The 26,862-nt window shown below is 31.0% G+C and carries 30 protein-coding genes; 19 read left to right on the top strand and 11 right to left on the bottom strand.

All coding sequences use genetic code 11. The features are described 5' to 3' along the window. Positions 1-17 precede the first annotated feature (17 nt). Positions 18-812: a methyltransferase domain-containing protein gene (locus EV02_RS04980; protein ID WP_032519515.1), complete on the bottom strand. Its 795-nt coding sequence runs from the start codon at positions 810-812 to the stop codon at positions 18-20. 77 nt (positions 813-889) lie between these two features. Beyond that, positions 890-1,063 (bottom strand): DUF4278 domain-containing protein, encoded by a 174-nt coding sequence (locus EV02_RS04985; protein WP_071813219.1) that lies wholly within the window; start codon positions 1,061-1,063, stop codon positions 890-892. 255 nt (positions 1,064-1,318) lie between these two features. Between EV02_RS04985 and EV02_RS04990 the strand changes: the two genes are divergently transcribed. Then, positions 1,319-1,576 carry a hypothetical protein gene (locus tag EV02_RS04990; RefSeq protein WP_011375974.1) on the top strand — a complete coding sequence of 86 codons (258 nt, stop codon included), beginning with the start codon at positions 1,319-1,321 and terminating at the stop codon, positions 1,574-1,576. Between the two features lie 21 nt (positions 1,577-1,597). On the opposite strand, the gene EV02_RS04995 is transcribed toward EV02_RS04990, so the two are convergent. Continuing rightward, on the bottom strand, positions 1,598-1,843 hold the full coding sequence (locus tag EV02_RS04995; protein WP_002805305.1) for a NifU family protein: 246 nt from the start codon (positions 1,841-1,843) through the stop codon (positions 1,598-1,600). 70 nt (positions 1,844-1,913) lie between these two features. Here EV02_RS04995 and EV02_RS05000 point away from each other — a divergent pair, with 70 nt between their 5' ends. The 3 genes from EV02_RS05000 (at position 1,914) to EV02_RS05010 (ending at position 6,199) form a co-directional block, all read left to right on the top strand. Continuing rightward, a complete protein-coding gene (locus EV02_RS05000; protein ID WP_032519514.1) occupies positions 1,914-3,410 on the top strand; it encodes a malate:quinone oxidoreductase in 1,497 nt (498 codons plus the stop codon). A 55-nt stretch (positions 3,411-3,465) separates the two neighbouring features. After that, the gene (gene lepA, locus EV02_RS05005; RefSeq protein WP_032519512.1) at positions 3,466-5,274 is read left to right on the top strand and encodes a translation elongation factor 4; all 1,809 of its coding nucleotides are present in this window, start codon (positions 3,466-3,468) and stop codon (positions 5,272-5,274) included. A 169-nt stretch (positions 5,275-5,443) separates the two neighbouring features. Further along, the gene (locus EV02_RS05010) at positions 5,444-6,199 is read left to right on the top strand and encodes an ABC transporter permease (RefSeq protein ID WP_012007248.1); all 756 of its coding nucleotides are present in this window, start codon (positions 5,444-5,446) and stop codon (positions 6,197-6,199) included. Positions 6,200-6,201: 2 nt separating this feature from the next. Here the strand turns inward: EV02_RS05010 and trmH are convergent, their stop codons facing one another. Continuing rightward, positions 6,202-6,873, bottom strand: a complete 672-nt coding sequence (gene trmH / locus EV02_RS05015) for a tRNA (guanosine(18)-2'-O)-methyltransferase TrmH (protein ID WP_032519511.1) — start codon at positions 6,871-6,873, stop codon at positions 6,202-6,204. A 96-nt stretch (positions 6,874-6,969) separates the two neighbouring features. On the opposite strand from trmH, the gene EV02_RS05020 reads away from it, so the two are divergent. The 7 genes from EV02_RS05020 (at position 6,970) to EV02_RS05045 (ending at position 11,421) form a co-directional block, all read left to right on the top strand. Next, on the top strand, positions 6,970-7,173 hold the full coding sequence (locus tag EV02_RS05020) for a hypothetical protein (RefSeq protein WP_025891460.1): 204 nt from the start codon (positions 6,970-6,972) through the stop codon (positions 7,171-7,173). A gap of 177 nt (positions 7,174-7,350) precedes the next feature. Continuing rightward, positions 7,351-7,743 (top strand): thiol-disulfide oxidoreductase DCC family protein, encoded by a 393-nt coding sequence (locus EV02_RS05025; RefSeq protein WP_032519509.1) that lies wholly within the window; start codon positions 7,351-7,353, stop codon positions 7,741-7,743. Between the two features lie 2 nt (positions 7,744-7,745). Then, positions 7,746-7,982 carry a TIGR03643 family protein gene (locus EV02_RS05030; RefSeq protein ID WP_002806923.1) on the top strand — a complete coding sequence of 79 codons (237 nt, stop codon included), beginning with the start codon at positions 7,746-7,748 and terminating at the stop codon, positions 7,980-7,982. Between the two features lie 3 nt (positions 7,983-7,985). After that, entirely contained in the window at positions 7,986-8,117 is a 132-nt protein-coding gene (locus EV02_RS09180; protein WP_071813202.1) for a DUF2256 domain-containing protein, read from the top strand. Continuing rightward, entirely contained in the window at positions 8,114-9,604 is a 1,491-nt protein-coding gene (locus EV02_RS05035) for a cryptochrome/photolyase family protein (RefSeq protein ID WP_032519508.1), read from the top strand. The genes EV02_RS09180 and EV02_RS05035 overlap by 4 nt, the downstream gene beginning before the upstream one ends. 105 nt (positions 9,605-9,709) lie before the next feature. Next, positions 9,710-9,889 (top strand): hypothetical protein, encoded by a 180-nt coding sequence (locus EV02_RS05040; RefSeq protein ID WP_032519507.1) that lies wholly within the window; start codon positions 9,710-9,712, stop codon positions 9,887-9,889. Positions 9,890-10,104: 215 nt separating this feature from the next. Next, positions 10,105-11,421: a 16S rRNA (cytosine(967)-C(5))-methyltransferase gene (locus tag EV02_RS05045; protein ID WP_032520450.1), complete on the top strand. Its 1,317-nt coding sequence runs from the start codon at positions 10,105-10,107 to the stop codon at positions 11,419-11,421. A gap of 9 nt (positions 11,422-11,430) precedes the next feature. On the opposite strand, the gene EV02_RS05050 is transcribed toward EV02_RS05045, so the two are convergent. From EV02_RS05050 to petP, 3 genes are read right to left on the bottom strand one after another with little or no spacing between them, the layout of a single operon-like run. Continuing rightward, positions 11,431-13,200, bottom strand: coding sequence for a transglycosylase domain-containing protein (locus EV02_RS05050; RefSeq protein WP_032520449.1), 1,770 nt, complete (start codon positions 13,198-13,200; stop codon positions 11,431-11,433). A 1-nt stretch (position 13,201) separates the two neighbouring features. Beyond that, entirely contained in the window at positions 13,202-14,149 is a 948-nt protein-coding gene (chlG, locus tag EV02_RS05055; protein ID WP_011817939.1) for a chlorophyll synthase ChlG, read from the bottom strand. A gap of 8 nt (positions 14,150-14,157) precedes the next feature. Further along, positions 14,158-14,382: a cytochrome b6f subunit PetP gene (gene petP, locus EV02_RS05060; protein ID WP_032519505.1), complete on the bottom strand. Its 225-nt coding sequence runs from the start codon at positions 14,380-14,382 to the stop codon at positions 14,158-14,160. A gap of 59 nt (positions 14,383-14,441) precedes the next feature. Between petP and hisF the strand changes: the two genes are divergently transcribed. Then, complete coding sequence (gene hisF, locus EV02_RS05065) at positions 14,442-15,212, top strand: imidazole glycerol phosphate synthase subunit HisF (RefSeq protein ID WP_032519504.1); 771 nt, start codon at positions 14,442-14,444, stop codon at positions 15,210-15,212. Positions 15,213-15,255: 43 nt separating this feature from the next. Then, positions 15,256-15,957: a bifunctional demethylmenaquinone methyltransferase/2-methoxy-6-polyprenyl-1,4-benzoquinol methylase UbiE gene (ubiE, locus tag EV02_RS05070; RefSeq protein WP_032519503.1), complete on the top strand. Its 702-nt coding sequence runs from the start codon at positions 15,256-15,258 to the stop codon at positions 15,955-15,957. Between the two features lie 5 nt (positions 15,958-15,962). On the opposite strand, the gene EV02_RS05075 is transcribed toward ubiE, so the two are convergent. After that, positions 15,963-16,448 (bottom strand): DUF721 domain-containing protein, encoded by a 486-nt coding sequence (locus tag EV02_RS05075; RefSeq protein WP_032519502.1) that lies wholly within the window; start codon positions 16,446-16,448, stop codon positions 15,963-15,965. Between the two features lie 75 nt (positions 16,449-16,523). Between EV02_RS05075 and EV02_RS05080 the strand changes: the two genes are divergently transcribed. After that, complete coding sequence (locus EV02_RS05080) at positions 16,524-17,273, top strand: biotin--[acetyl-CoA-carboxylase] ligase (RefSeq protein ID WP_032519500.1); 750 nt, start codon at positions 16,524-16,526, stop codon at positions 17,271-17,273. A 2-nt stretch (positions 17,274-17,275) separates the two neighbouring features. Here the strand turns inward: EV02_RS05080 and EV02_RS05085 are convergent, their stop codons facing one another. Next, positions 17,276-17,962 carry an ABC transporter ATP-binding protein gene (locus EV02_RS05085; protein WP_032519499.1) on the bottom strand — a complete coding sequence of 229 codons (687 nt, stop codon included), beginning with the start codon at positions 17,960-17,962 and terminating at the stop codon, positions 17,276-17,278. Positions 17,963-17,978: 16 nt separating this feature from the next. After that, positions 17,979-19,499 (bottom strand): NAD(P)H-quinone oxidoreductase subunit N, encoded by a 1,521-nt coding sequence (locus tag EV02_RS05090; RefSeq protein ID WP_032519498.1) that lies wholly within the window; start codon positions 19,497-19,499, stop codon positions 17,979-17,981. Between the two features lie 175 nt (positions 19,500-19,674). On the opposite strand from EV02_RS05090, the gene topA reads away from it, so the two are divergent. The 5 genes from topA to EV02_RS05115 are packed head-to-tail and all read left to right on the top strand — an operon-like array spanning position 19,675 to position 25,714. Further along, on the top strand, positions 19,675-22,281 hold the full coding sequence (topA, locus tag EV02_RS05095; RefSeq protein WP_032519496.1) for a type I DNA topoisomerase: 2,607 nt from the start codon (positions 19,675-19,677) through the stop codon (positions 22,279-22,281). A gap of 6 nt (positions 22,282-22,287) precedes the next feature. Continuing rightward, entirely contained in the window at positions 22,288-22,887 is a 600-nt protein-coding gene (locus tag EV02_RS05100) for a hypothetical protein (RefSeq protein ID WP_032519493.1), read from the top strand. Positions 22,888-22,907: 20 nt separating this feature from the next. Beyond that, the gene (locus tag EV02_RS05105) at positions 22,908-23,546 is read left to right on the top strand and encodes a DUF2232 domain-containing protein (RefSeq protein ID WP_032519491.1); all 639 of its coding nucleotides are present in this window, start codon (positions 22,908-22,910) and stop codon (positions 23,544-23,546) included. 11 nt (positions 23,547-23,557) lie between these two features. Beyond that, on the top strand, positions 23,558-24,715 hold the full coding sequence (cobT, locus tag EV02_RS05110) for a nicotinate mononucleotide-dependent phosphoribosyltransferase CobT (protein WP_032520448.1): 1,158 nt from the start codon (positions 23,558-23,560) through the stop codon (positions 24,713-24,715). After that, positions 24,716-25,714 (top strand): hypothetical protein, encoded by a 999-nt coding sequence (locus EV02_RS05115; RefSeq protein WP_032519490.1) that lies wholly within the window; start codon positions 24,716-24,718, stop codon positions 25,712-25,714. On the opposite strand, the gene EV02_RS05120 is transcribed toward EV02_RS05115, so the two are convergent. Further along, positions 25,703-26,845, bottom strand: coding sequence for an aldo/keto reductase (locus EV02_RS05120; protein ID WP_032519489.1), 1,143 nt, complete (start codon positions 26,843-26,845; stop codon positions 25,703-25,705). The genes EV02_RS05115 and EV02_RS05120 overlap by 12 nt on opposite strands. Positions 26,846-26,862 lie beyond the last annotated feature (17 nt).

The following is a 26,862-nucleotide window of genomic DNA, read 5'->3' as shown; positions in this document are numbered from 1 at the left end:
TTAAACTTTTGAATTTTTTAAATATTGCCCACTAAAGTTACTGTTCTAAATTCAATATCCTCAATTACTTTCCAAGGGTCAGCACTTCTTTCTGCAAATTCTAAATTTTTAAATCCTAGTTCTTTAAAATCACTTATAAAGTCTGGTTCATACCATGCTCCACTAATACATCCTGTCCATAGATCATGATCATTTTGCAATCTTAAAGGTACTTTTTTGTTAGAGACAATATCGCTAATTGCAATTCTTCCATTATCGTTTAAAACTCTTTTTATATTTCTTAGAAGGTTATTTCTAGATTCTGGACTTACCAAGTTTAAAACGCAATTACTTAAAATAATATCGACTGATTTGTCGGCGATTAATGGATTTAAATCTTCATCTAATTCATCAAGTTTTTCAATTGATCCTTCAAGAAATTCTGTATTGTTAAAACCTATATTTTTTGTAACTTCTTTAGAGGCTGATCTTGATAAACAAAGCATGTCAGGATTCTGATCAACTCCAATAACTTTCCCTTTTTTTCCAACAATTTGCGCACAAATAAAAGCATTTTTGCCGCTACCACTTCCAAGGTCTAAGACTATATCATTTTTTTGAACATATTTTGTTGGATCACCACATCCATAGTCTCTTTCTATAACCTCTTGAGGAATTGCTTCAAGTAATACGGGATTAAAACCAACTGGTGTACAAAGACAACTTTCTTTTTCAAGTGCGGCTGAACCATATCTTTCTTGAATCGCATCTTTATGATCGAATTGATTAGATGCTTTATTCGATGTGTTTGTATTACAGCAACTTTCAGACATATTTTTTAAAGGACTCTTGATAAATATAGCCAAAAAAAAAGCCCCTGAAAAAGGGGCTTTTAATTTGTTTAATTAAATTATTTAGTGTAATTAACACCTCTGTAATTTAATTCTGCTTTTTCATTACTTGAAGAAGCGTCATCCATTCTGTTGGTGTATACGTTTCTTCTGTAGGTAAGTTCAACAAGTTGCTTTTTAGCAGCTTCTTTGTTTTGAACGTAGTTTTTACCTCTGTAAGTTAAAGTAGTCATGTTTCGATGTGACAACACGGCCATCCCCCGTTCCATGGTATGACTCGAACTGCGCCCTCAAATGAGGGTGAACGAAAAAGTAGCGATTGCTACAAAATTATTATAAGCGTTTTTTTAACTGCATGTCTAGCTTTTACAAATAGAAACGAAGATTTAATGTTTTTTTAATTATTATCTTAGGTAAATTTTTTTATAAATAGTCTCTAAAAAGGATTATGTTTATATTTGGTTTAATCTTCATGTAACTATTTATTTATGACAGGTTTTTTATATTTCTTGGGAAATACTTTAAGGTGGCCAGTGTTAAAGCCAAAAGAATTTTTTTCACTACATGCTTATTTTTCAATTATTTATTTGATAACTTTTACTTTGAGTAAATATGATGTAAGCCAATCAAATTTAGTTTTTACTTTAGGAATTCTTGCACCTCTTTTAATAGCTATTGGTCAAGGACTTCCAATTGATTGCCTTGATATGGAATCATCTTTGTTGAAGGAATTAAAAACTAAATAATATATTTCAGTTAAAAAATTTTTATAAAACCTGGACAACTTCGCTTATTTCAGGAATCATTTCTTTTAACTTTCTTTCAATACCCATTTTGAGAGTCATAGTGCTACTTGGGCAACTACCACATGCTCCTTGAAGTCTGACTTTGACAATTGGACCATCTATTTCTGCAATCTCTACATTACCTCCATCAGAAATTAAAAAAGGTCTTAGCTCGTCAAGGACTTTTTCTACATTTTCGTTTGTCAGCGAGAGTGTTTCAGTACTCATAATTTTGGATTAACTTTATAATAAGCCTAGAAAGAAATCTGATTAATTGCAAAAAAGATAATTTTCTGTTGTGACTTCATCTAAAAATCCCACTAATGACAATAGCCACTTTGATGCAGTCTTAGTAGGAGGAGGGATAATGAGTAGTACTCTAGCCCTCCTAATTTCAGAAGTTTTACCAGATATAAAATTTCTTATTATAGAAAAATTAAATGCTCCAGGAAGTGAAAGTACTGGCGCTTTTAATAATGCAGGTACAGGACATGCGGCTAATTGCGAATTAAACTATACTCCTTTAGATGAAAAAGGAAATCTAAAAATAGATAAAGCGCTCTCAATAAATCGTTCTTTTGAAACATCCATGTCTTTATGGGCCTCATTGTATGAAGCAGGGAAAATTGATATTAAGAAATTTCTAAAATTTATTCCTCATATTAGCTTTGTGTCTGGTCAGGATAATATTTCTTTTTTAAAAAAAAGATTTCAGAAAATGACCGAAAATCCTGAATTTATCGATATGGAATTTTCTTCATCTTTTGATGAAATTTCATCATGGGCTCCTCTAATAACAAAAGATAGAAATCCATCTACTCAAATTGCAGCTACCAGAATAGGCAGAGGAACTGATATTAATTTTGAGGCTTTAACTAAAGAGTATTTGTCATTAGTTTCCTTAAACAAAAATGTTGAAATTAGATACAAAACAGAATTAATAGATTTAAAGAAAATTGATAAAAAACAATGGGAACTAGAAATTAGTTCTGAAGGTAGAAAAACTTCAATTAGAACTGGCTATGTTTTTCTTGGTGCTGGTGGAAAAACAATTAATTATTTGCAAAAATCAAAAATTCCAGAAGCAAAAAGTTATGGTGGATTTCCTGTTAGTGGGAAATGGCTTATTTGCGAGAAAAAAGATCTAACAGAAAAACATAACTCAAAAGTTTATGGTAAAGCTGATATTGGATCGCCACCAATGTCTGTGCCTCATCTAGACACCAGATGGATTAATAATAAAAAACTTCTTTTATATGGACCTTTTGCTGGATTTACAACGAAATTTTTAAAACAAAGTTCATACTTTGACTTATTTAGTTCAATTAAAAAGAATAATATATTTTCTATGTTAGACGTTGGTTTCAAGAATAACGATTTAATTAATTACCTCATATCACAATCATTAAAGAGCCATAACTCAAGAGTTGAGAATTTAAAGAATATGATGCCATCAGCTAATCCTTCTGATTGGTATTTAAAGAATGCTGGTCAAAGAGTCCAAATAATTAAAAAAACTGAAGGCGGTGGCTCTTTGAAATTTGGAACTGAGATTGTGAATTCATCTGATGGATCATTATCTGCTTTGTTAGGAGCATCTCCCGGAGCAAGTACTGCGGTCTCAATTATGGTTGAGGTTCTAGAAAAATCAGTCTTATTTTTAAACGACAAGCATAATCTAAAGAAAAAAATATATGACTTAATTTATCCAGAACGAACAGCCTCTGAAAAAAACAGTACCTTCATAAATGAAATTAAAAAAAGAAACAATTCCATTTTTGGTTTCCATCCATAATTCTAATTAGCTAATATTAATCAAGATGTAAAAAGAGGAGAATTTTTCTTTCTATATGACTGATATATCGGTTTCAAAAATTAGAAATTTCTGCATAATCGCTCATATTGACCATGGTAAATCTACCCTTGCAGATAGGTTGCTTCAAGATACTGGTACTGTTCAGCAAAGGGATATGCAAGAACAATTTTTGGACAGCATGGATCTTGAAAGAGAGAGAGGAATTACTATCAAGTTACAGGCCGCTAGGATGAAATATAAAGCTGACGATTCCCAAGAATATGTTTTGAACTTAATAGATACTCCAGGGCATGTTGATTTCTCTTATGAGGTTAGTAGATCTCTTCAAGCTTGTGAAGGCGCTTTACTCGTTGTTGATGCAAGTCAAGGAGTAGAAGCTCAAACCTTAGCTAATGTTTATCTTGCCTTAGAAAATAATCTTGAAATAATTCCAGTTTTAAATAAAGTTGATTTGCCAGGGGCTGATGCTGAAAAAATAAAACAAGAAATAGAGGAAATTATTGGACTTGATACATCTAATGCAATAAATTGTTCAGCAAAAACTGGAGTTGGTATTAAAGATATTTTGGAAGCAATCGTAAGAAGAGTACCTCCTCCTCAAGATGAAATTAAACTACCTACAAAGGCACTGATTTTTGATTCTTATTATGATCCGTACAGGGGAGTTATTGTTTATTTCAGGGTGATATCTGGGTCTCTAAATAAGAGAGAAAAAATATTATTAATGGCAAGTAAGAAAAATTATGAATTAGATGAGATAGGAATAATGGCGCCTGATCAGCAGCAAGTTGATGAATTACATGCAGGAGAAGTTGGTTATTTAGCTGCTTCTATAAAATCAGTTGCTGATGCCAGAGTGGGAGATACGATTACTCTTTTAAATTCACCTGCCAATGAACCTTTGCCTGGATATAAGACAGCAAATCCTATGGTTTTTTGTGGCTTATTCCCAACTGATGCTGATCAATTCCCAGATTTAAGAGTATCACTAGAAAAATTACAATTATCTGATGCAGCTTTAAAATATGAGCCCGAAACCAGTAGCGCAATGGGCTTCGGATTTCGGTGCGGATTCCTTGGACTTCTTCATATGGAGATTGTTCAAGAAAGATTAGAAAGAGAATATGACTTGGATTTAATCGTAACGGCACCATCAGTTATTTATAAAGTTAATTTAAATCAGAAGGAACATATCTTTATTGATAACCCTTCTACAATTCCTGATCCACAACTTAGAGAATCAATAGAAGAGCCTTATGTGAAAATGGAAATTTATGCTCCCAATGAATTTAATGGAACATTAATGGGTTTATGTCAGGAAAGAAGAGGAGTATTTATAGATATGAGGTACATAACAACAGATCGAGTTACCTTGATTTATGAAATTCCATTAGCAGAAGTTGTTACAGATTTCTTTGATCAAATGAAAAGTAGAACCCAAGGTTATGCATCAATGGAATATCATTTGATTGGCTATAGAAAAAATGACCTTGTTAGATTAGATTTTCTAATAAATTCAGAAAGAGCAGATCCATTAACTTCTATTGTTCATAAAGATAAGGCTTATGGAATTGGCAGAAGTTTAGTTGAGAAATTAAAAGAACTTATTCCAAAACAACAATTTAAAATACCTATTCAAGCATCAATCGGTAGCAGGATTATTGCAAGTGAAAGCATAAGTGCTTTGCGAAAAGATGTTTTATCTAAATGTTATGGAGGAGATATTTCTAGGAAAAAGAAACTTTTAAAGAAACAAGCCAAAGGTAAAAAGAGGATGAAGGCAATGGGTAAAGTTGAAGTCCCTCAAGAAGCTTTTATGGCAGTCTTGAAATTAAACCAGTAATTTCTTTTAATTTAAAATTTTCAGCTATTTATTTTTAAAAGAATTGGGTATATTTCATTTATATCTTTAAAAAAAGATTTTGGATATTAACTCATTTAATCGTGTCGGCGCAAATATCAGAAAAGCTGGATTTTTAATTGTACTTTTTTATCTTCTTGTTGTTTTAATAATGAAATTTTTAGAGGCCAATAATTTTTTTGGCTATTCATTTTCAATGTTAAGCAATGATATCTTTGCCCCTCCTTCTCTTAATCATTTTTGTGGCACAGATAGATTAGGAAGAGATGTTTGCTTAAGAACTTTGCAAGGATCATCATTAGCGATAGAAGTTGTGTTCTTAGCTATTCTTTTTTCATTAAGTTTGGGTTTGCCATTGGGATTATTAAGTGGATATTTTGGTGGGTTTTTTGATAAATGCTTATCACTAATAATGGATACTATTTTTTCAATACCTGTAATTTTGCTTTCAGTTGTTGTGGCTTTTGTATTGGGTAAGGGTATCCTTAACGCGGCTTTGGCGTTGTGTATTGTTTACTCTCCTCAATATTTTAGATTAATCAGAAATCAGACAATATTGGTTAAATCCGAAACTTATGTGGAGGCAGCTCAAGTTGCAGGAGCTGATGTTAAAAAAATTATTTTTAAATATATTCTCCCAAATGTAATAACACCATTGCCTATTCTGCTTACCCTAAATGCTGCAGATGCTGTTTTGGTATTAGGAAGTTTAGGATTTTTAGGCCTTGGCGTTCCTGCAGATGTCCCAGAGTGGGGAAGTGATTTAAATCTGGCTCTTGCCGCTTTACCTACAGGTATCTGGTGGACGGCTTTGTTCCCAGGTTTGGCAATGTTTTTTTTAGTTTTAGGTCTTTCTTTTATAGGAGAGGACCTTGAAGAAATTTTTGATAGTCAAAATTCTGAATAAATTTAGTTATCCGTAATAGGGTCAAGTTCTCCTTGATCATTCAACTTTGGATATTCTTTAGCTGATTTTTTATACACCGCAGCTAATTCTGGGTAACACCATTCAAAAAGAGTTTTTTGATATTCATCCATATTTAATCCTTCTCCATTAGCAGGCAATATACCTTTATTTTTTCTTTGGCGAACAGCTTCAAATAATAATATAGAAGCAGCAACTGAAACATTCAGAGATTGAACCATACCTCTCATAGGTATAAAAATTGATTGATCAACCATTGATATAAGTTCATTACTTAGTCCCCATTTTTCTGCTCCTAAAACAAAACATGTATTTTGAGAATAATCAAAATTTCTATAATCTACTGATTCACTATTAAGAGTCGTTCCATATAATTTAAAACCCTTATTTTTTAAATCAGATATTGCCGTGATAGTGTTTTCATGATTATTCAGTTTTACCCATTTTTGACTTCCTTGAGCAGTACTATTAAAAGTTTTAACGGCATTCGTTTTACTAATAAAATTTGCTTCGAAAACTCCTGCTGCATCACATGTCCTTAATATCGCAGATAAATTATGTGGTTTATTTACATCCTCAACTAAAACAGTCAAGTTTTTCATTCTGCAATCTAAAACTCCTTTGATTCGTTCAAATCTTCTTGGCAAAATTGACATTTATAATTTTTTCACACTTTTAAATTATATTCAAAAAATATTGATTACCTATTAAATCTCTTGGTTTATAATATTTTGGTAGTTTAAATTAACTCAATGGCATACATAGAATGGGACTATACAGTAATAACAAGTATGGTAGAAAAACAAGGGTGGGATTTACCTGATCGTGAGTCCGAAGAATGGAATAAATTTAACGATGAATTAGGAGAAAAAATGAGAGGTGTTGGACTTATTTTTGAAAAATATTGTAAATTTACTCCTGACATAGGAGAAGGAGTGCATCTTCTAGATGATTGATTACAAAAAGTTTTAAACCATTGATGTATCCCTTAATCAATGGCTTATTAATTAATAAGATAATATAATTTCACTAAATTAGAACTGGCAATTATTAAGGCTTTATAAAGCTTGTAATCTAAAAAAAATTTTTTATTCCACAAAAAAGTTATTTAATTTCTATATTTGAATAAAAATATGAAAAATAAATTAACCTTTTTATTCGATGGTGGTTGTCCACTTTGTTTGAGAGAAACAAATTTTCTTAAAAAAAGAGATACCTTAAATCAAATTGCATTTATAGATATTAATAGTAAGGATTATGATCAAAGTCTCTTTTATGACATCTCATATTCAGAAGCTATGTCAAACCTGCATGGGATTATTGAAAATGGTGAAATTATTAGGGGACTAGATGTACTTGCATATTCTTATGAATTAGTTGGTTTAGGTTGGGTTTATTATCCCTTGAAAATTAAGCTATTGTCTCCATTATTGAGATTGGTTTACAGATATTGGGCAAAATATAGACTTCAAATTACAGGTAGATCCGATATTGAAAAAATTTGTACCTCACAATGTGAACAATAAATATGGAAAGTATCGATATAGACAGAATAATAGAAATGTGTTGGGAAGATAGAACACCCTTTGAAGCTATCGAGTATCAATTTGGTTTAAAAGAGGAGGATGCGATAAAAATTATGCGTCAAAATTTAAAACCCAAATCTTTCAAAGTCTGGAGAAAGAGAGTTTCGGGAAGAAATACAAAACATATGGCTCTTAAAGATTCAACCAGATTTAAGTCTACTCATAAAAGAAAATTATAAATTTTGAAAAATCTTTCTACTAAAACTTGTCCTGTTTGCAATAGGCCATTTGAGTGGCGTAAAAAATGGAAAAACTGTTGGGATGATGTTATCTACTGTTCAAAAAGATGCAGTAATAGGAAGTCGCAAAGATGAAACAAGTATCAATTATTTTCCCGAATCAACTTTTTAGAGAAAGCCCAATCTTAAAAATAAATTGTGAAGTTTTGATTTTGGAAGACTCATTATTTTTTGGAAATGATAAATTTCATAAATTAATTAACCATAAAAATAAGTTAGTTTTTCATAGAGCATCTATGCTCGCATATAAAAATTATTTAGAAATATCTGGCTTTAAAGTTTTATATATCGAAAACAAGAATAATGTTTCTACAGTTGATTATTTATCGGAATTTATTAAAAATAAATATCAGAAAATAAATCTGATTGACCCTCATGATTTTTTAATAATGAAGAGGATTAATAATTTTGTTGAAAGTAATAATTTAGCTTTAAATATTTTGCCTTCTCCTATGTTTATGAGCAGTGAAGATTTAAAAAATTTATTTGTATCAAATACAAAAAAACCTCTTATGGGGAGATTTTATGAGAATCAAAGAAAAAGCCAAAAGATATTAGTCAATCCTGATGATACACCTGAAGGTGGTAAATGGAGTTTCGATGAAATGAACAGAAAAAAATTACCAAAAAAAATAAATATACCCGATATACCTAAATTACAAAAAAATAAATTTGTAGTTAATGCAGAAAGGTCATTAGCCAATTTTGATATTGAGTTTATTGGAGAAAGTAATAACTTTTTATATCCAACTAATTTTGAAGAGTCAGATGATTGGTTAAATGATTTTTTTAAACATAGATTTTTCTTATTTGGAGATTATGAGGATGCTATTTCTAAAGAAAATTCTTTTTTATGGCACAGTTTACTTTCTCCTCTTTTAAATAGCGGCTTATTAACCCCAGATTTAGTAGTAAATAAAGCATTACTTTTTGCAAAAAATAATAATGTTCCTATTAACTCTTTAGAGGGTTTTATTCGTCAAATTATTGGATGGAGAGAATTTATTTGCCTCGTCTATAAAAAGTATGGAACAAAGATGCGAAATAGTAATTTTTGGAATTTTGAAGATAAGCCAATTCCAAAATCCTTTTATCAAGGAAATACAGGAATTGAACCAGTAGACGTTGTTATAAAAAATATTATTAAATTTGGTTATTGTCATCATATTGAGCGGCTAATGATTATTGGCAACTTTATGCTTCTATGTAGAATTCACCCCAATCAAGTTTATAAATGGTTTATGGAAATGTTTATTGATTCCTATGATTGGGTTATGGTCCCAAATGTTTACGGAATGAGTCAGTTTAGTGATGGTGGTATCTTTTCAACAAAGCCATATATATCAAGCTCTAATTATGTAAAAAAAATGTCTAATTTTAAAAGTGGCTCATGGTGTGAAATATGGGATGGCTTATTTTGGAAATTTATTAAAGATAATGAAAGCTTTTTTAGAAAGCAATATCGTCTGGCAATGTTAACGAGAAATCTCGATAAAATGTCAGAGGAAAAATTAAATAATCATTTAAAAACGGCCGATAAATTTTTAAGGGATATTCAATAAATTAAGAGTAAAAACCTACAGTTTTCCTTGAAAAATTAAAAGAATATTATGTTATGAAGAAATATTAAGTAAGGATGTTAACTTAGAAAATATTAGATTTATCTAATGGAAATTGGAACACTTTTTTTAAAAAGTAATTCGACTGGAATTATCACTTTTTCTGAATTAGATTGGATAACCACCCATCAATCTAATTTTACTAGGTTGGAGGAATCCATAGCAATTAAATTAGGCAGAATGCTTGATACAGGATCTATCAATATTGGTTGCCGTTTGAAATCCTGAAAAAGTTTTTATTTTAATAATGAAGTATCAAAAAGAGAAAAAAATATTTTTTCGGGAAAGAATCCATTCTTTAAATATCTTTCTTTTTTTAGGATTTAATCTTTCACTTATTTCTATCTTAGGTTTTATTTGGTTTAATTCTGCAATTGAAAAAGTAGTTTAAATTTTTGAATTTTTTGTATATTAAAGTTATCTTTAAAAAAATTATTTATATTTTGAGCATAGGATATTTACAAAGAAAGGCAGCTTGGGAAATTTTATTAAAAGTTAGTTATGGTGATTTTTCTGATCATGCTCTTGAAAAGGTTTTAAAAAATTATCAATTTAATCCTCTTGATATAGCTTTTATTACGGAATTATCTTTTGGATGCATAAGGTATAGAAAATTTCTTGATCTTTGGACGGATCATACATCAAAAATTACTCATAAAAAGCAGCCTCCAAAATTAAGATGGCTTCTACATATAGGTTTGTATCAACTATTGAAAATGGATAAAATCCCATTTCCTGCTGCTATTTCTACCACTGTAGAAGTAGCTAAAAAAACAGATTTAAATGGTTTGGCGGGAACTGTAAATGCGATATTGAGAAATGCATCAAGAAAAATAGAACAAAAAATCTTTCCGGAATTATCTTCTGATAGAAAAGAAAGAATTTCATATCTTGAATCATTCCCATTATGGCTTGTGCAGGATCTTTATAAATGGGTCGGCAATAGCGAGGGTGAAAATATCATTAAGGCATTTAATAAAAAACCATCAATAGATTTGAGAATTAATCAATTAAAAACTAATTTAGATAACTTTTTGAAAGTACTTCATGAAAATAAAATTGATGCTGAAATTATTAATGATTTACATAATGGAATTACTTTAAAATCTAATCCAAGATCTATAAAAAATTTACCAGGATATAGTGATGGACTTTGGACAATTCAAGATAGATCTTCTCAGTGGATAGCACCTCTCTTAAATCCAAAAGAAGGTGAAAAGATTTTAGATGCTTGTGCAGCGCCAGGAAGTAAGTCTACCCACCTTGCAGAATTAACAAATGATAGTGCTGAAATCATTGCCGTAGATAGATCAGCAAAAAGATTGAAAATACTGCAATCAAATTTAGAAAGGTTAAATTTGAAATCTGTTATTACACTTAAGGCTGATGCTACGAGTTTGATTGAATTAAATCCTAAGTTTATATCTTATTTTGATAAGATTTTATTAGATGCTCCATGTTCGGGCATTGGAACTCTTTCCAGGAATCCAGATTCTAGATGGTCTTTAAGTAAAGAAAAAATAAAATCTTTAACTTTATTACAGGAAAAACTTTTGGAGAGTATCTTACCTCTTTTGAAAAAAGATGGTACTTTAGTTTATTCAACTTGTACTATTTGTCCCGATGAAAATAATCTATTAATTGAACGATTTATTGAAAAAAACAAAACTTTAAAATTGGTTAGCCAAAAGCAAATTTTACCTAGCTTTGATTATCCTGGTGATGGATTTTATTCTGCAATAATTTCTTATAAATCTTAAAAATATAATTTATTTTTTAATTGGAATTTTATAAATTTCAGATATGAACTTCTTCCATAAATAAGCTGCATTCCCACTAGATAATTCAGATTCCTTATTATTGTCGTAACCTATCCAGATCCCTGTTGTAAGGTTATCAATGGAACCAATAAACCAGAGATCTTTATTTCCATCAGATGTGCCTGTTTTCCCATAAATTTTCTTTCCTTTTATAGAGGCTGCTTTTGAAGTGCCTTCTTTTACAGATTTTTCAAGAAGTTTATTTATTTTCTTGTTTATTTTGAAATCTAATATTTTCTTGGAAATAGATTTATTTTCCCAAATGGGTTGTTTTTTAAATGATTCTATTTTTTCTATGATTTCAGGGTTTTGAATCTTCCCATTATTGTTTATTGCAGAGTATGCATTTGTGATGTTTAAAAGATTATCTCCGTAGGCACCAATAGCTAATGATGGGAATTCCTCAAACTCTTGCTCGAAACCTAGTCCAAATGAATTCGCTAAATTAATAATATTTTTTAAGCCGATTTTTTTTGTTATTGATATTGGAACGATATTTGATGAACTTTTAAATGATTCAATCAAAGATATTGAACCTCTATAGTCTTCTGAAAAATTTTTTGGGCAATAACTTTCCCAGCATATTGGTAAGTCTTCAAATTTATCGCTTAATTTTATTCCTTCTATTAATGCAGCAGCATAAGGGATTATTTTAAAAGTAGAACCTAAAGGTCTTACAGATGAAATAACTCTATTGTATTCATTAATTGATGGATTTTTGCTGGTTATCATTGTCCTAATTAGTCCTGTGTTTGATTCGATAGATAACAGACTAAATTCAAGTTCTTTAGGTCCTGCGTATCTTGATATTTTTTGACCTTTTTCTTGCCAATCTTTGTTGATAGAAGATTTAATTCTTAAAAACTTATAATCATTTTCACTTCCAATTTTTTTATCTGTTTCCTGAAGAATAAAGTTTATTAGTAATTTATCATCTAAAAAATTATCAGCTGTTTGATAATTTAACTTTATTTTTTCTTTAATAGCCTTATTCTTATTTGCAAGAGAAATATATCCATCAACATACATTGATTCAAGAACTTTATTTCTATTTTTAATAGCTAGTTCTAAATTTTGATAAGGTGAATAAATTGATGGAGCTGGAGCTAATCCTGCAATTAATGCGATCTCTGATAATGTCAATTCTTCTATAAATTTTCCAAAATAAACTTGGGCAGCCTCGTCTACCCCGAATGCTCCTGATCCTAGATAAATATTATTTAAATATAATTTTAAAATTTGATTTTTGTTATATCTAAATTCAAGTATGAGTGATATAAATATTTCTTTGATTTTTCTTTGAAAACTTAAATCATTATTTAGAAAAAGTAATCTAGCAACTTGTTGTGTAATCGTACTTCCTCCCTCTTTAACATAACCACTTCTAATATTTTTAATAAGGGCACGAGAAATACTTTTAAAATCTATTCCATTATGTTTATAAAATCTTTTATCCTCAGAAGATATAAAAGAATGTTTAAGAAAAAATGGAATTTTATGATAACTATTATCTATTTCAAATTTGCGGCTTAATTTGCTTAGTATCTTATTATCAGAAGATGATATTAAGTAAGAATATTTGGTTTCCCTAGACTTTTTATTTTTAGAAACGTCAAATTTTAAGGTACTAAATATTAGACTAAAAAAATAAAAAGATATTCCAGAAAAAAATAATATTGGAATTATTAAAACAAAAGATTTGAATTTAATCTTTTGCACCTTAAGCAACTAAAAAACTATGTCCTATCGCTAAAGCTGTAACTAACATTCCAGTTATAAGGAACGGTTGGGCACTTGCTTGATATTTGACATCAAACTTTAAAGGATCTCTTAGTAACCACATATCTTGAAATGTAATTTGTGGAATTACCAATAAAACCAAAATTACAGAGGCTAAATGTTGACCAATAATCACAAGTACTACAACCATTGCTAATTGAAAAATGTCAATTAGTCCTGCACTTATTCTACTTGCATTTTTAATTCCGAATACTACTGGTAGAGAATTTAAGCCTAGCTTTGAGTCTCCTTCAACACTTTTGAAATCATTAATAACAGCAATTCCAAGTCCTGATAGGCTATAAGCAAGTGTTAGTATCGCCGTTACGATAGTTAATTTCCCAAACAAGGCTTGTCCTGCCCACCAAGGTAAAGCTATATAAGATGCTCCTAATGCATAATTTCCAAGCCAACCATTCTGTTTTAATTTGAGTGGTGGAGCAGAATATATATAACTAACAAAGGAACCTCCTAATGCCAAAAGTAAGACGGAGGGGAAGCTGTGCTTAGCATATAAATCTAATAGAAAAGCAACTATTAAACCTGCTATAAGTAATACCCAGATTTGTATTTTTACATCTTTAATTGAAATTTTGCCAGAAGGAATTGGTCTATTTGGTTCATTAATTGCATCAATTTCTTTATCAAAAAAATCATTTATGGTTTGGGTATAACCAGCCAAAAGTGGTCCACTCATCAACATACATGCCAATGAAGCTAGAACATTACTAAATGTCCATTCAAAATTCCCACTTGCAGCGGCTCCACAAATAACCCCCCATATCAAAGGGATCCACGTTATGGGTTTCATTAACTGTATGCGGAGTTTCCATATGCTTGATGTTTCAGAGGCACCCTTAATTCCTAATAGTTGTTTTGGATCATTCACGTTACTCTTTAACCTTTCTCAATTTCTTCTGGGAAAAACCAATTTTGCTCACCATTCTGAAATTTTGCGGTGATCCCAATACTTCTACCGTCTGTCATTTTATAGCCTGTTATTACGGCTTTCGGATTAGAGGATATTTGATCAATTAATTTAGATGGTAGTCTATCTTTTACTTTGTTAATGTTAATTTTAATTTTACTGCCGATTTTGGGTAATAATTTTGTTTCAGCCATAAGAGGTAAAATGGAAGCTATTATGCAAGATTAACAGCATTTGGACAATTTTTACTAAAATGGTAGCTCTTCGTTTAATTCCTTGTTTAGATGTCGCCAATGGCAGAGTGGTTAAAGGTGTGAATTTTGTTAACTTGAGAGACTCTGGTGATCCTGTTGAATTGGCTTGTAGGTACTCTGATGAAGGTGCAGATGAATTGGTATTTTTAGATATTAGAGCAAGCGTGGAAAATAGGAATACATTAGTTGACCTTGTTTCTAGGACAGCAAAATCAGTAAAAATTCCTTTTACAGTAGGTGGAGGTATAGATTCTGTTTCTTCTATTAATGATCTTTTAAGAGCAGGAGCAGATAAAGTGAGTTTGAATTCCTCAGCCGTAAGAAATCCCTATTTAATTTCTGAAAGTTCTAGAGAATTTGGTAATCAATGCATCGTTATAGCAATTGATGCTCGAAGAAAAGTTGATAATGTTCGAGAGTGGGAGGTTTATGTGAAAGGAGGGAGAGAAAATACTGGTATAGATGTATTAAGTTGGGCAAAGAAAGTTGAGGAGTTAGGCGCAGGGGAAATATTGCTTACTTCAATGGATGGTGATGGAACACAGAATGGATATGATTTAAATTTGACAGAATCTGTTGCAAATATTGTTGATATCCCAGTAATTGCTTCCGGAGGGGCAGGTTGTTTAGAAGATATCTATGATGTTTTCAATGAAGGCAGGGCATCTGCCGCACTTTTAGCATCATTACTTCATGATAAGAAACTTACTCTACAAGAGATAAAAACTTTTCTTCTCGAAAAAAATCTTCCAATTAGACCATATGAATAAAAATTTAATTTAATACCAAAAAAAATAAGTTAAAAATTTAAAAATGAAATTCACAAAAACTATCGAAGTTAAAAATATATTTAATAAAATTTCTTATAAATATGACTTTTTAAATAATCTATTAAGTTTTGGGCTGCACAGATTATGGAAAAGGAAATTAGTTAATTTATTGAAACCTCTAAATGGTGAAGATTGGGCTGATTTATGCTGTGGAACTGGAGATTTAGCATTCTTAATTTATGAGAGAGTTAGTCCAAGGGGTTCAATTACTGGGATTGACAGTGCAGAGGATATCTTAAATATTGCAAAAAAAAAATCAGAGCTTAAAAAAAATAAATTTATTAAGTGGGAAATTAAAGATGTATTAGAAATTAATGATTATTCAAAAAATTTTGATGGAATTTGCATGTCATATGGACTTAGAAACTTAAATAATGTTGAAGAAGGAATAAAAAAAGTTTTTGATCTTTTGAAGGATAAGGGAAGGGCAGGATTTTTGGATTTTAATCACTCAACAAGAAATTCTTTATCCAATATTTTTCAGAAAATTTATTTGAGATTAATTGTAGTAACCATTTCGCGGCTTTTTAATTTAGGTCCAGAGTACGCATATATTGAAAAAAGTATTAGTAATTTTCCAAAGAAAAATGAGCTTATAAATATTGCTAAGGCAGTTGGATTTAAAAAAGCTGAATATAGGACTATTTGGGGGGGGCAAATGGGAATACTAATTTTAGTTAAATAAAGAATTTAGTTTTTTATTTTTCTCCAACAAAAAGAACACTTTCCCCATCTTTTGATTTCGCCCTCAGGAGTAGGGGAATTACAAAGAGTACAAATGCACATATTATTTTGATTGATTCTGCTTGGATGCTTTGCCCAAACTATCTTTGCGTTAGTAGCTTTGATATTTTTATTTTTAATTTCATAATTTTGTATTATTTTTATTTCATTCAAAGTTACTCCAATTTTCTCGATTCTTTCTCTTAATTTGTGCTTGTTATAAATTAAAGCTTGGCGCCATTGTGGATGATTTACTGCAATAGTAAGTATTTTTTTTTCAATAATTAATGGTTTACATTCTTGAAATAGTTCTAATCCGATTAAGTTCTTCCAGTTTTCGTTGATTTTAGAGAGTTTATCTAAGTCTCCGCAGGATTTTTTGAAATTATCAAGACAAATTTTTAATGGGTGTGGATTTCTTCTATTAACTCTTGGCAAATACTTTTTGTCCAATTTGTAAAATTTACTTATTAAGACTAAAGTTAATCTAATCTTCTAAAAGATGCTCGTTGTTTTAATAAAGAATTTGTGAAAGTTATTGGACCTACAGCTAAGACAGTTTTTTATTTAAAAAAAATTCAGGGTCAATATCCAACCTGGACACTTCATCACAAAATAAAATGTAAAAGTACCGAAAATGAGCTATCAAACTTGCTTGAATATTCTGAAATAAAGAAAAATCAGCCATTAGCGATAATCGCAAGAGAACAGTTCTCAGGTGTTGGCCAAAACTCAAAAACTTGGGTTTCTCCAAAAGGCGGGATTTGGTTAAGTGCAGCTTACCCAATATTTTCAAAAGAATTTGCATGTCAAATATTTAATTTGTCTTTAGGTATTAAGTTATGTGAAATGCTCAGACAAGAGAATATAAATGTTTCTTTGAAATGGCCAAATGATATTTTTTTTGGTTCAAAAAAGTTGATTGGATTTTTACCAAGGGTGATAACAAGAGGCAAAGAAATTATCTATGTAAGAGTAGGAATTGGCATGAATGTTTTAAATTACACTCCATCAGAAGGTATTTCATTATCAAAAGTACTTCAAACTAAAAATATTAATCATCATTATTGGACAGCCAAAGTTCTTAAAGCTTTTAATGATGCAATTGAATGTAATAAGAAAAAAGAATATGTAATTAAATCTGCAAATAAGTTTCTTACTAAAAGTTTTTTACCTAGTGGTTATTGTCCTCATTCATGGAAAATTAGAGATATTGATTCAAATGGGAATTTAAGAATTGAAAATGAAACTCAACTGAAGGTAATTAGAAGGTTTTGAATTTAATTAACTTTTAATTCAACTATTCTTCCATCTTTAAATCTGGCTATTTTTTTTGCGCGATTTGCAACTTCATCTTCATGAGTAACTAAAACTATAGTTATTCCAGATTCATGCAGTTTGTCAAAAAGATCTAATACATCTTCAGTGGTTTTTGAATCTAGTGCTCCAGTAGGTTCGTCTGCTAACAAAATTGCGGGGTTATTGATAATAGCCCTCGCTATAGCAACTCGTTGTTGTTGGCCTCCGGATAATTGGTTTGGGCGATTATTCATTCTTTCTGAAAGGCCAACTTTTTTTAAGGCATTCTTACCTCGCTCTAATCTTTGCTCAGGCTCAATACCAGCATAAATCATTGGCAAAGTTACGTTTTCAAGTGCAGTTGCATCCGAAAGAAGATGAAATTGTTGAAAAACGAAGCCTAATTTTTGGTTGCGTATTTCTGCGAGCTCATCATCAGATAAATTCTCAACAGGAATATCATTTAATTTATAAATACCTTCAGATGGTCTATCTAGACATCCAATAATATTCATAGCTGTACTTTTGCCTGAGCCACTAGCTCCCATTACAGCTAAATAATCACCTTTATAAATTTCTAAGTTTATGCTGTCTAAGGCTTTAACAGTTAGATCTTCTTTCCCATATGTTTTAGATATATTTTTTAAACTCGCGACTTTCTTAGACATTTATTGAAGAATTCTTCTAGGAAATATTATTTGCTGTAGCAATAATATCTTGTAAGAAAGGAGTTTCTGAAATTGCTGTATTAGCTAATTTAAAAAGAGGATTAGACAGGATTCCTCCAAGAGCAGTTACTGCGACACAAGTATAAAGTGCAATTCTCAGGGGAGGTAATCCTACAATTCCCCAATTAATTGGGGGATATGATTTGACTATTTCAGAAGCTTCCTGTGGTTCTTTAACTACCATCATTTTTATCACTGAAATGTAGTAATAAATAGATATAACTGAAGTTACTAATCCAACTATTACTAATAGATATTGATGATTTGCCCAACCTGCAAAGAACAAGTATATCTTTCCAAAAAATCCTAACATTGGAGGTAAACCTCCAAGAGATAGAAGACAAAGGCTTAAGCCTAATGTAATGAGAGGATCTTTTTGGTAAAGTCCTGAGTAATCAAGAATTCTGTCAGAACCAGTTCTCAGAGAGAAAAGTATTACACAAGAAAATGCACCCAAATTCATAAACAAATATGCAGCTAAATATAAAACAGCTGCTGATAAACCATCTTGTGTGCCAGATACTATCCCAATCATTACAAATCCGGCTTGTCCAATAGAACTGTAAGCTAGCATCCTTTTCATTGAGGTTTGAGCTAGAGCTACAACATTTCCTAGAGCCATGCTTAATATGGCCAAAATAGTAAATAAAAGTTTCCATTCTTCGTCAAAAGAAGAGAAAGTTGTGCTTAATATTCTTATTGCAAATGCAAAGCCCGCCGTTTTTGAACCAACAGATAAAAAAGCTACTACAGGAGTAGGTGAACCCTCATATACATCAGGAGTCCATTGATGAAAGGGAACAGCAGCAATTTTAAATGCAACTGTTGATAAGACAAATACAAGAGCTAGTGAAGTAATGAAGGATGGCTTATTTATAATCTCTAAGCCTATTGTCGCTAGGTTTGTTGAACCACTTAATCCATAAAGAAAAGAGGATCCATACAAATAAACAGCAGCAGCAGCAGATCCAACAAGAAGGTATTTTAAGGCCGCTTCTGAACTTCTTGGATCTCTCTTGAGATAACCAGAAAGTAAGTAGCTTGCTACAGATAAAGTTTCCAGAGATATAAATACACTAATAAGGTCAGTAGATCCACACAAAAGCATTGCTCCAAGGGTGGCTGAAAGAACTATTGCAGCAAACTCGCCAATAGGGCTACCACTTTGTTCTGTATACCGCCAACTTATAAGTAAAGATACTAAGGTTGATAAAGATATTATTGCTCTAAATGCGATTGCTAAATTATCTGAATTAAAGGACCCAAGGAATGCGCTTTCTGCCGGATTACTCCATTGCAATGCCAAACTAACAAGAGAGCTCCCAATTGATAAATAGCAGATTATTGGTGCCCATTTTGATGCAGTTTTTTCTCCTGCTAAATCTACAAGAAGTGTTCCAACAATACCTAGTAAAATAAAAGCCTCTGGAATAATGGCTTGAGCATTTAAATTAATTGTAAAGATTTCGTTGGGCACTTTATTAAATTGGATTAAATTAGATGTTTGATTGTAAGGGTCTAAGAGTTAATCTTAATTTGATTATAATTTGTGGGTATGATTTTTGAAATTTTCAGAAGAAATTACTTGAAAAAGCTTCAAATAATCATAATATGCCCTAACTGAACAAAAACACCAACTTTTGAAATAAACCTTGGATCACACACTTGTTATTGTTGAAAGTCCCACCAAAGCAAAAACTATAAGAAAGTTTTTGCCCTCTAATTATGAAGTTCTCGCTTCAATGGGACACGTAAGAGATCTTCCAAAAGGAGCTGCTGAAATACCTGCTGCGGTTAAAAAGGAAAAATGGTCAAGGATAGGAGTTAATACAACAGAGGATTTTGAACCACTTTATATAGTTCCAAAAGATAAGAAAAAGGTTGTTAAAGAGCTGAAAGATGCTTTGAAAGGTGCTACCCAACTTTTACTGGCAACTGATGAAGATAGAGAAGGAGAGAGTATTAGCTGGCATCTTCTTCAAATACTGAAGCCTAAAATACCAACTAAGAGAATGGTTTTTCATGAAATTACAAAAAAGGCAATTAATAAAGCTTTAGATAAAACAAGAGAAATTGATATGGAACTTGTTCAGGCTCAAGAAACCAGAAGAATCTTGGATAGGCTTTTTGGATATGAATTATCTCCTTTACTTTGGAAGAAGGTAGCCCCCAGATTATCTGCTGGTCGTGTTCAATCGGTTTCTGTAAGACTTCTTGTTAAAAGAGAGAGAGAAAGAAGATCTTTTAAAAAAGCTAGTTACTGGGGGATAAAAGCTTTACTTGTAAAAGATAATGTTACTTTCGAAACTAAATTATTTAGTTTAAAAGGTCAAAGAATTTCTAATGGTTCTGATTTCAATGAACAGACCGGCAAATTAAAACAAGGAAATAAATCTCTAATAATTGGAGAAGATAAAGTTAATGATTTATTGAAGACTTTTTCCTCCGAGGATTGGAGAGTCTCAAAAATCGAAAAAAAGCCATCCACTCGCAAGCCAGTTCCTCCATTTACAACTAGCACATTACAACAAGAAGCAAATAGGAAGCTTCGTTTGTCTGCAAGAGAAACTATGAGATGTGCTCAAGGGCTATATGAGAGAGGTTTCATTACATATATGAGAACTGATTCAGTTCATCTCTCCGAACAAGCCACAAGAGCTGCAAGGGAATGTGTCAGTTCAATGTATGGAAAAGAATATTTATCTAACTCACCAAGACAATTTAATTCAACTGCAAGAAATGCTCAAGAAGCTCACGAAGCTATTAGGCCGGCAGGTGAGGTATTTAAAACACCAAAGGAAACTAATCTAACTGGTAGAGACTTATCACTTTACGATTTAATTTGGAAAAGAACAGTAGCAAGTCAAATGGCGGAAGCTAGGCTAACAATGATTAATGCTGAAATTAGCGTAGGGGATGGATTATTTAAATCGAGCGGGAAAAGTATTGATTTCGCAGGATTCTTCAGAGCTTATGTCGAGGGAAGTGATGACCCAAGTTCATCCCTTGAACAACAAGAAATTATTCTCCCAAACTTAACAACTGGAACATGTCTTGAAGTTACTAATAAGGAATCTACTTTTCATGAAACTAAACCACCAGCAAGATATACAGAGGCTGCATTAGTTAAAGTTCTTGAAAAAGAAGGGATTGGAAGACCTTCTACCTATGCAAGCATTATTGGGACCATAGTTGATAGAGGTTATGCGAATATATCTTCCAATACTTTGGCTCCAACATTTACAGCTTTTGCTGTTACTGCTCTATTAGAAGAACATTTTCCTGATCTGGTTGATACTACTTTTACTGCAAAAATGGAATCTTCATTGGATGAAATATCTTCAGGCAATCTTGAGTGGCTACCATACCTTGAAACTTTCTACAAAGGTAAAAATGGTTTGGAGGTAAAGGTTCAGAAAACAGAGGGTGATATTGATGGGAAAGCTTATAGACAAGTTGATTTCGAAGACCTTCCTTGCGTAGTCAGAATAGGCTCTAACGGACCTTGGCTAGAGGGTACAAAAATTGATGAATCTGGTAATGAAATACAGGCTAAAGGTAATCTTCCAATGGATATTACTCCTGGAGATTTAGATTTAAAACAAGTTGATCAAATCTTAAGTGGCCCATCGGATCTTGGAACTGATCCAAAAACTGGGGAAAAAGTCTTTTTAAGATTTGGCCCTTATGGACCTTACGTACAATTGGGAAATAATGATCAAGATAAAGCTAAACCAAGAAGAGCTTCATTACCCAAGGAGTTGAAAACTGATGATCTAACTCTAGATGAGGCTCTTGTACTTTTAAGTTTGCCTAGATTGTTAGGAGTTCATCCTGAAGGAGGAGTTGTTGAGGCTGATAGAGGAAGATTTGGCCCATATATCAAATGGATTAAAAATGAAAATGAATCTGAAAACAGATCCTTAAAGAAAGAGGATGATGTTTTTACAGTTGATATAGAACGAGCATTAGAAATTCTTGCGATGCCAAAAATGGGTAGAGGTGGTCAAGAAGTACTTAAAGACTTTGGAAAACCAAAAGAATTTAACGAAAAAATTCAAATATTAAATGGAAGATATGGCGTCTATTTAAAATGTGGTAAAACTAACGTTTCGCTTGCAAAAGATACTGACTTAGAAAAATTTACCATAGATGATGCTGTATCTCTTTTAGAAGAAAAACTAAAAGATAAAAAAGGTTCTACTTTAAAAAAAACGAAGATAAGTAATAAAAAAAGTAGAAGGAAAATGAAAAGTTAGAAAATTATGATTTTTAAAAAAAAAGAATTTTTTTTATTAATTTTTTTAATTTTCTTGCAATCATGCTCTGGAGGGAGGATTGGAAATTTTCTTGAAAGTAGTTTTAATGATTTAGAAAAAACAAGCAAAAATGAAGATTTACAAAATAACTTATTAAATAAAAACGATACAAATTTAGAAAAAGAAAACAAAAAATTTGATGATAAAAAAAATAAAAAAATAAAAAAAGTAGAAAAGCAAAAAAATGTTCCAGAAAATAAAAACGATATAAATTTAGAAAAAGAAAATAAAAAATTTGATGATAAAAAAAATAAAAAAATAAAAAAAGTAGAAAAGCAAAAAAATGTTCCAGAAAATAAAAACGATATAAATTTAGAAAAAGAAAATAAAAAATTTGATGATAAAAAAAATAAAAAAATTAAGAATCTATCAAAAAAAAGAAAAATTGAGCTTCAATCTTACAAGATAATATTCATTTTAAAAGATGTAGATCCAAAAGATCCCACTGAAGAGTTAAGTAACATATTGAGTAATTCTGAGGTAAATTTTGAAATAGAAAAGATTGAACGTATCTTTGATTCAAAAAAAAATATGAATAAAAATTAATTAAAAATACTCAACAAAAAATGAAAATAACAACAAAAACTGAAGCATTAAATATTGTCGAGACCTCTTATTTAGCATCTCTTTCGTCTTTATTATGGGTTGCATTATATTATTTGCCAATTGGAGGAGCTTTATTAAGATTGATTTTACCCCTCCCAATGATACTGTTGCACTTGAGAAGAGGAACTAAAACTGCATTGGAAGGACTCCTAATACAATTTCTACTTTTATTCATAATTATGGGTCCTGTTAGAGGAACTTTATTTTTATTTCCTTATGGGATCTTGGCTTTTTGGTTGGGCTGGTGTTGGTTTAGAGAAAAAAGTTGGAGATTTAGTCTAACTGTAGGAGTTTTTATTGGAACCCTTGGCTTTTTCGTACGAGTAATAGCATTATCTACGTTGGTCGGTGATAATCTTTGGGTTTTAATTACTAGAGCAAGTTATGGTCTACTAGAAAAATTCATTGGATTATTAAATTTACCTTTTTCACCCTCAATTTTAAGTATCCAATTAGGTGCAATTTTTTTAATAATTTTTCAAGAAATAGTTTATGTTTTAACGGTACATGTAGTTGCATATTCTCTGTTTCCAAAATTTAAATTAAATATCCCAGATCCTCCAAGATTATTAAATGGCTTAGTTGATTTTAATAATTGAAAAAAGTAAAAATGTACAGTACAGAATTAGGTATAAATTTTTTTGGAAATGAATCCAACAAAAAAAGAAAATTTAATAAGTTAGAAATACTAAAAAAGAATATTAAAAATTTAAAAATATTTCTTGTAATTGCAGGCACTAATACTTCTCAAATTCCAGGTATTTCTGCTGCAGGTATTAGTGCAAAATCAAGGAGAACAACCGCGCTCGCAGATGCCGAATTTTTGCTTGAGGGTGCTTCAAAAGATCATAAATATAAATTGCCTCTTCTAAATGCAGGAGTAACTCCTGCCCTAATCAGTCATGTTTGTTCAAAGCTCATAAATATTTATCCAGTTGTTGTTCCTCTGGGAATAGGAGCAAAGCCTTATTTTAATCATTTGGTTGTAGAAGATAGAGATATGGGCCCATCAAATTGTCTTACTACTGGTAAATCGATGACTAGAGAGAGAGTTTTAAATCTCTTTGAAAAAGGTCTTGCGATAGGAAAATCCTTAAAACAATCAGTTTTAATTTCTGAATCTGTACCCGGAGGCACCACAACTGCTCAGGCTGTAATGGAAGCTTTTGGGTTGCAGGTGTCTAATTTAGTTGGCAGTAGTTTATTTAAAGCGCCAAGAGAACTGAGAAGACAAGTAGTTAAAAGAGGACTTTTCAATGCAAATTTCAAGGCTGATTTCGACTCTTTTGATGTTGTCGCGGCGGTAGGTGATCCTTTCCAAGCTTTTTCAATGGGTCTATTAATTGGTGCAAGGTTAGCAAAACAACCTGTAATATTGTCTGGCGGAAGTCAGATGTTAGCAGTCATTTTGCTTGTATTAGAATTATTAGATGAAAAAAATAAAAATCAATTTATTGAAGATGTTTTTATTGCGACAACTGGGTGGCTTGTGAAAGATAATTCTCTAAATGATCTAGTAAATCTAATTAATGAAAAATATGATGTCAAATTATTAGGTTTAGCAAGTCCTTTAAATTTCAAATCTTCAAAATACAAAGAATTGAGGGATTATGAATTAGGTCATGTAAAAGAAGGTGTAGGTGCCGGTGGAATATCATTGCTTGCTTTCTTAGATGGATTTAAAAATGAAGAAATAGTTTCATTGTGTCAACAAAATCTGGAAATGATGAGGGGCCTAGGTCAAATTTCTTTAGAGAAGGATTGCTGAATGTTTTCAAAATTTGCATCCAGAAGAGAATTTTTAAATTGTGGTAAGCTTTCGCTTTTATTTTTTTTAAACTCTTGCAGTAATATACCTAATAAAGTAAAAATTGCATTACAAAATTCTTTTTATCCAGAATCTTTTAAAGATACGATTCCAAAAGATTGGAAGCAGGAAAAAATTAATTTTGAAAATATTCGGCTACAAAAAAATAGAAACACAATTTTCAATTCTGACTTTACTTTAATAAATGATGGATGGATTTCTAGTATAGATTTTTCAGTATTTGAAAAAATAAATGTATATGCACTGTTCGAAAATTTGGATAAGAGATCGATAGATTTTTTGGGAAGTTTTAATCAAAATCAGAGGAGTAAATTATTTCCTATTGGAGTAGTACCCTATGCAATTATCATTAAAAATAATAAAGACTTAATAAATTCAGCCAGAACATCTTGGGATTTTCTTCTTTCCAAAAAATTAACTGGAAAAATAATTTTTCCGCAAAGTCCCAGAATAATATTGTCAATTGCTAAAAAAATTAATACATCTAATTCTTTAAAAAAACTCAAAAGCCAAGCAATGATATTTGATGATAAAAATATGCTCAATTGGCTGATTAATTCCGATGCTTGTGTCGCAATAGTTCCTTATAGTCTTTGTTCAAAATATTTAAAAATAGATCCAAGGCTTTCTTTAGTTTTTCCAAGCCAAGGCGTACCTTTGATGTGGCATTTTCTACTTAGCCGATCAAATCTAAATAATGCAATATTAATTCAATGGATTAAATCTTTAGAAAATAAATCAATAGTAGATAAATTAGTAAGCCAGGGTTGGTATCTTCCATTCAGTAGTGATTATTTGCAAAGTAAATATAAATCTGAAATGCTACCCACCTCAGGACCTTCTGAGAAATGTTGGCAAAATAGTTGGTCTTTCCCTGTCTTAACAAATGAACAAAAAATTAATCTTAAAAATATCTGGAATGAGTCCTTATCCCCATAATCTTTTTGTAGGATTTTCAATTAATAAGTTATGAGTTTCCTTTAATAAATTTGGTATATCTAATTTAGTAGGACATCTAGGAACACATTCATTACATTCTTCACAAAATGAGGAATTTTTTTCTTCCCACCAGTGGCCAGCTTTTCCTATTAAATTGTATCTTTCTTTTGAAAATTCTAATTGGCCATAACCAATAGATATATTTCTTAAACGAAGTATTTCTGGAATAGGCACTTCATTTGGACATGGAAGACAAGATCTACATTGTTCACATTTGGTTGAGTTTAATCTTTCATTAGAAACTTCCTCAATTTTATTCAGGGCGCTTTTTTCAAGTTTTGTAAGCTTCTCGAATGAGTTTCTAAGTTTATGCGCAAATTCAAAATCTTTTTTGTTTGTCGCTCCCAAGGATAAAGTTGTAATGCCTTTTGCCAACAGAAATCGATACGCTAACTCTAATGGATGAAAAGGCTTAGAGGCCTCTATCAAAATATCACTTGGAGAATACAATCTGCCGCCTTTATCAGCAGGTGATATTGCTAAAACTCCCATACCTTTTTTTATAGCTTCCTCTGCTAAAGCAATCTTAGATTGATCTAAATAATGTAAATGAAGACTACAAAAAGTAAAAACTTCACAGTTAATTGCATCTTTAATTAATGAATAACTTCCGTGAGAACTAAAACCAACTTGATCAACTAGTTCCTTCTCAAGTATCCAAGATATGAATTTCTTCCCCTCTCCAGCAAGAACCCAATCTAAATGTTGTTTTAAGTTGAGTCCGTGAATTGCAAGATTATTAATTTTCTTACGATTTAAATTTTTAAGAGACTTTTTAAAATTATTTTTTAAAAAGTCAAAATCACCCTTTGGTAAAACTTTGGAAGTAATCACCCAATTCTTTTCTTTTATATTCTCTTCTATTGCTAATTTTTTTATTGAATTTCCAATAAGTGATTCAGCATCACCATAAGAGGGTGCGGTTTCTATGTGGTTAATTCCTACATAATATGCATTTTTTATTATGCTATACATTTTTTCGATACTCTCAGTTGCTCGCATTGTCCCTAAAGTGAATAAGCTCACTTTCGCCCCTCTACCAAATGATCTTTTTTGTGAATTTATAATCATCTAAATATGATCAATTT

It is taken from the genome of Prochlorococcus marinus str. SB (genome assembly GCF_000760115.1).
Lineage (GTDB): Bacteria > Cyanobacteriota > Cyanobacteriia > PCC-6307 > Cyanobiaceae > Prochlorococcus_A > Prochlorococcus_A marinus_D.
The sequence above is the reverse complement of the archived record's forward strand: the minus strand, read 5'-3'. Positions and strand labels throughout refer to the sequence as shown.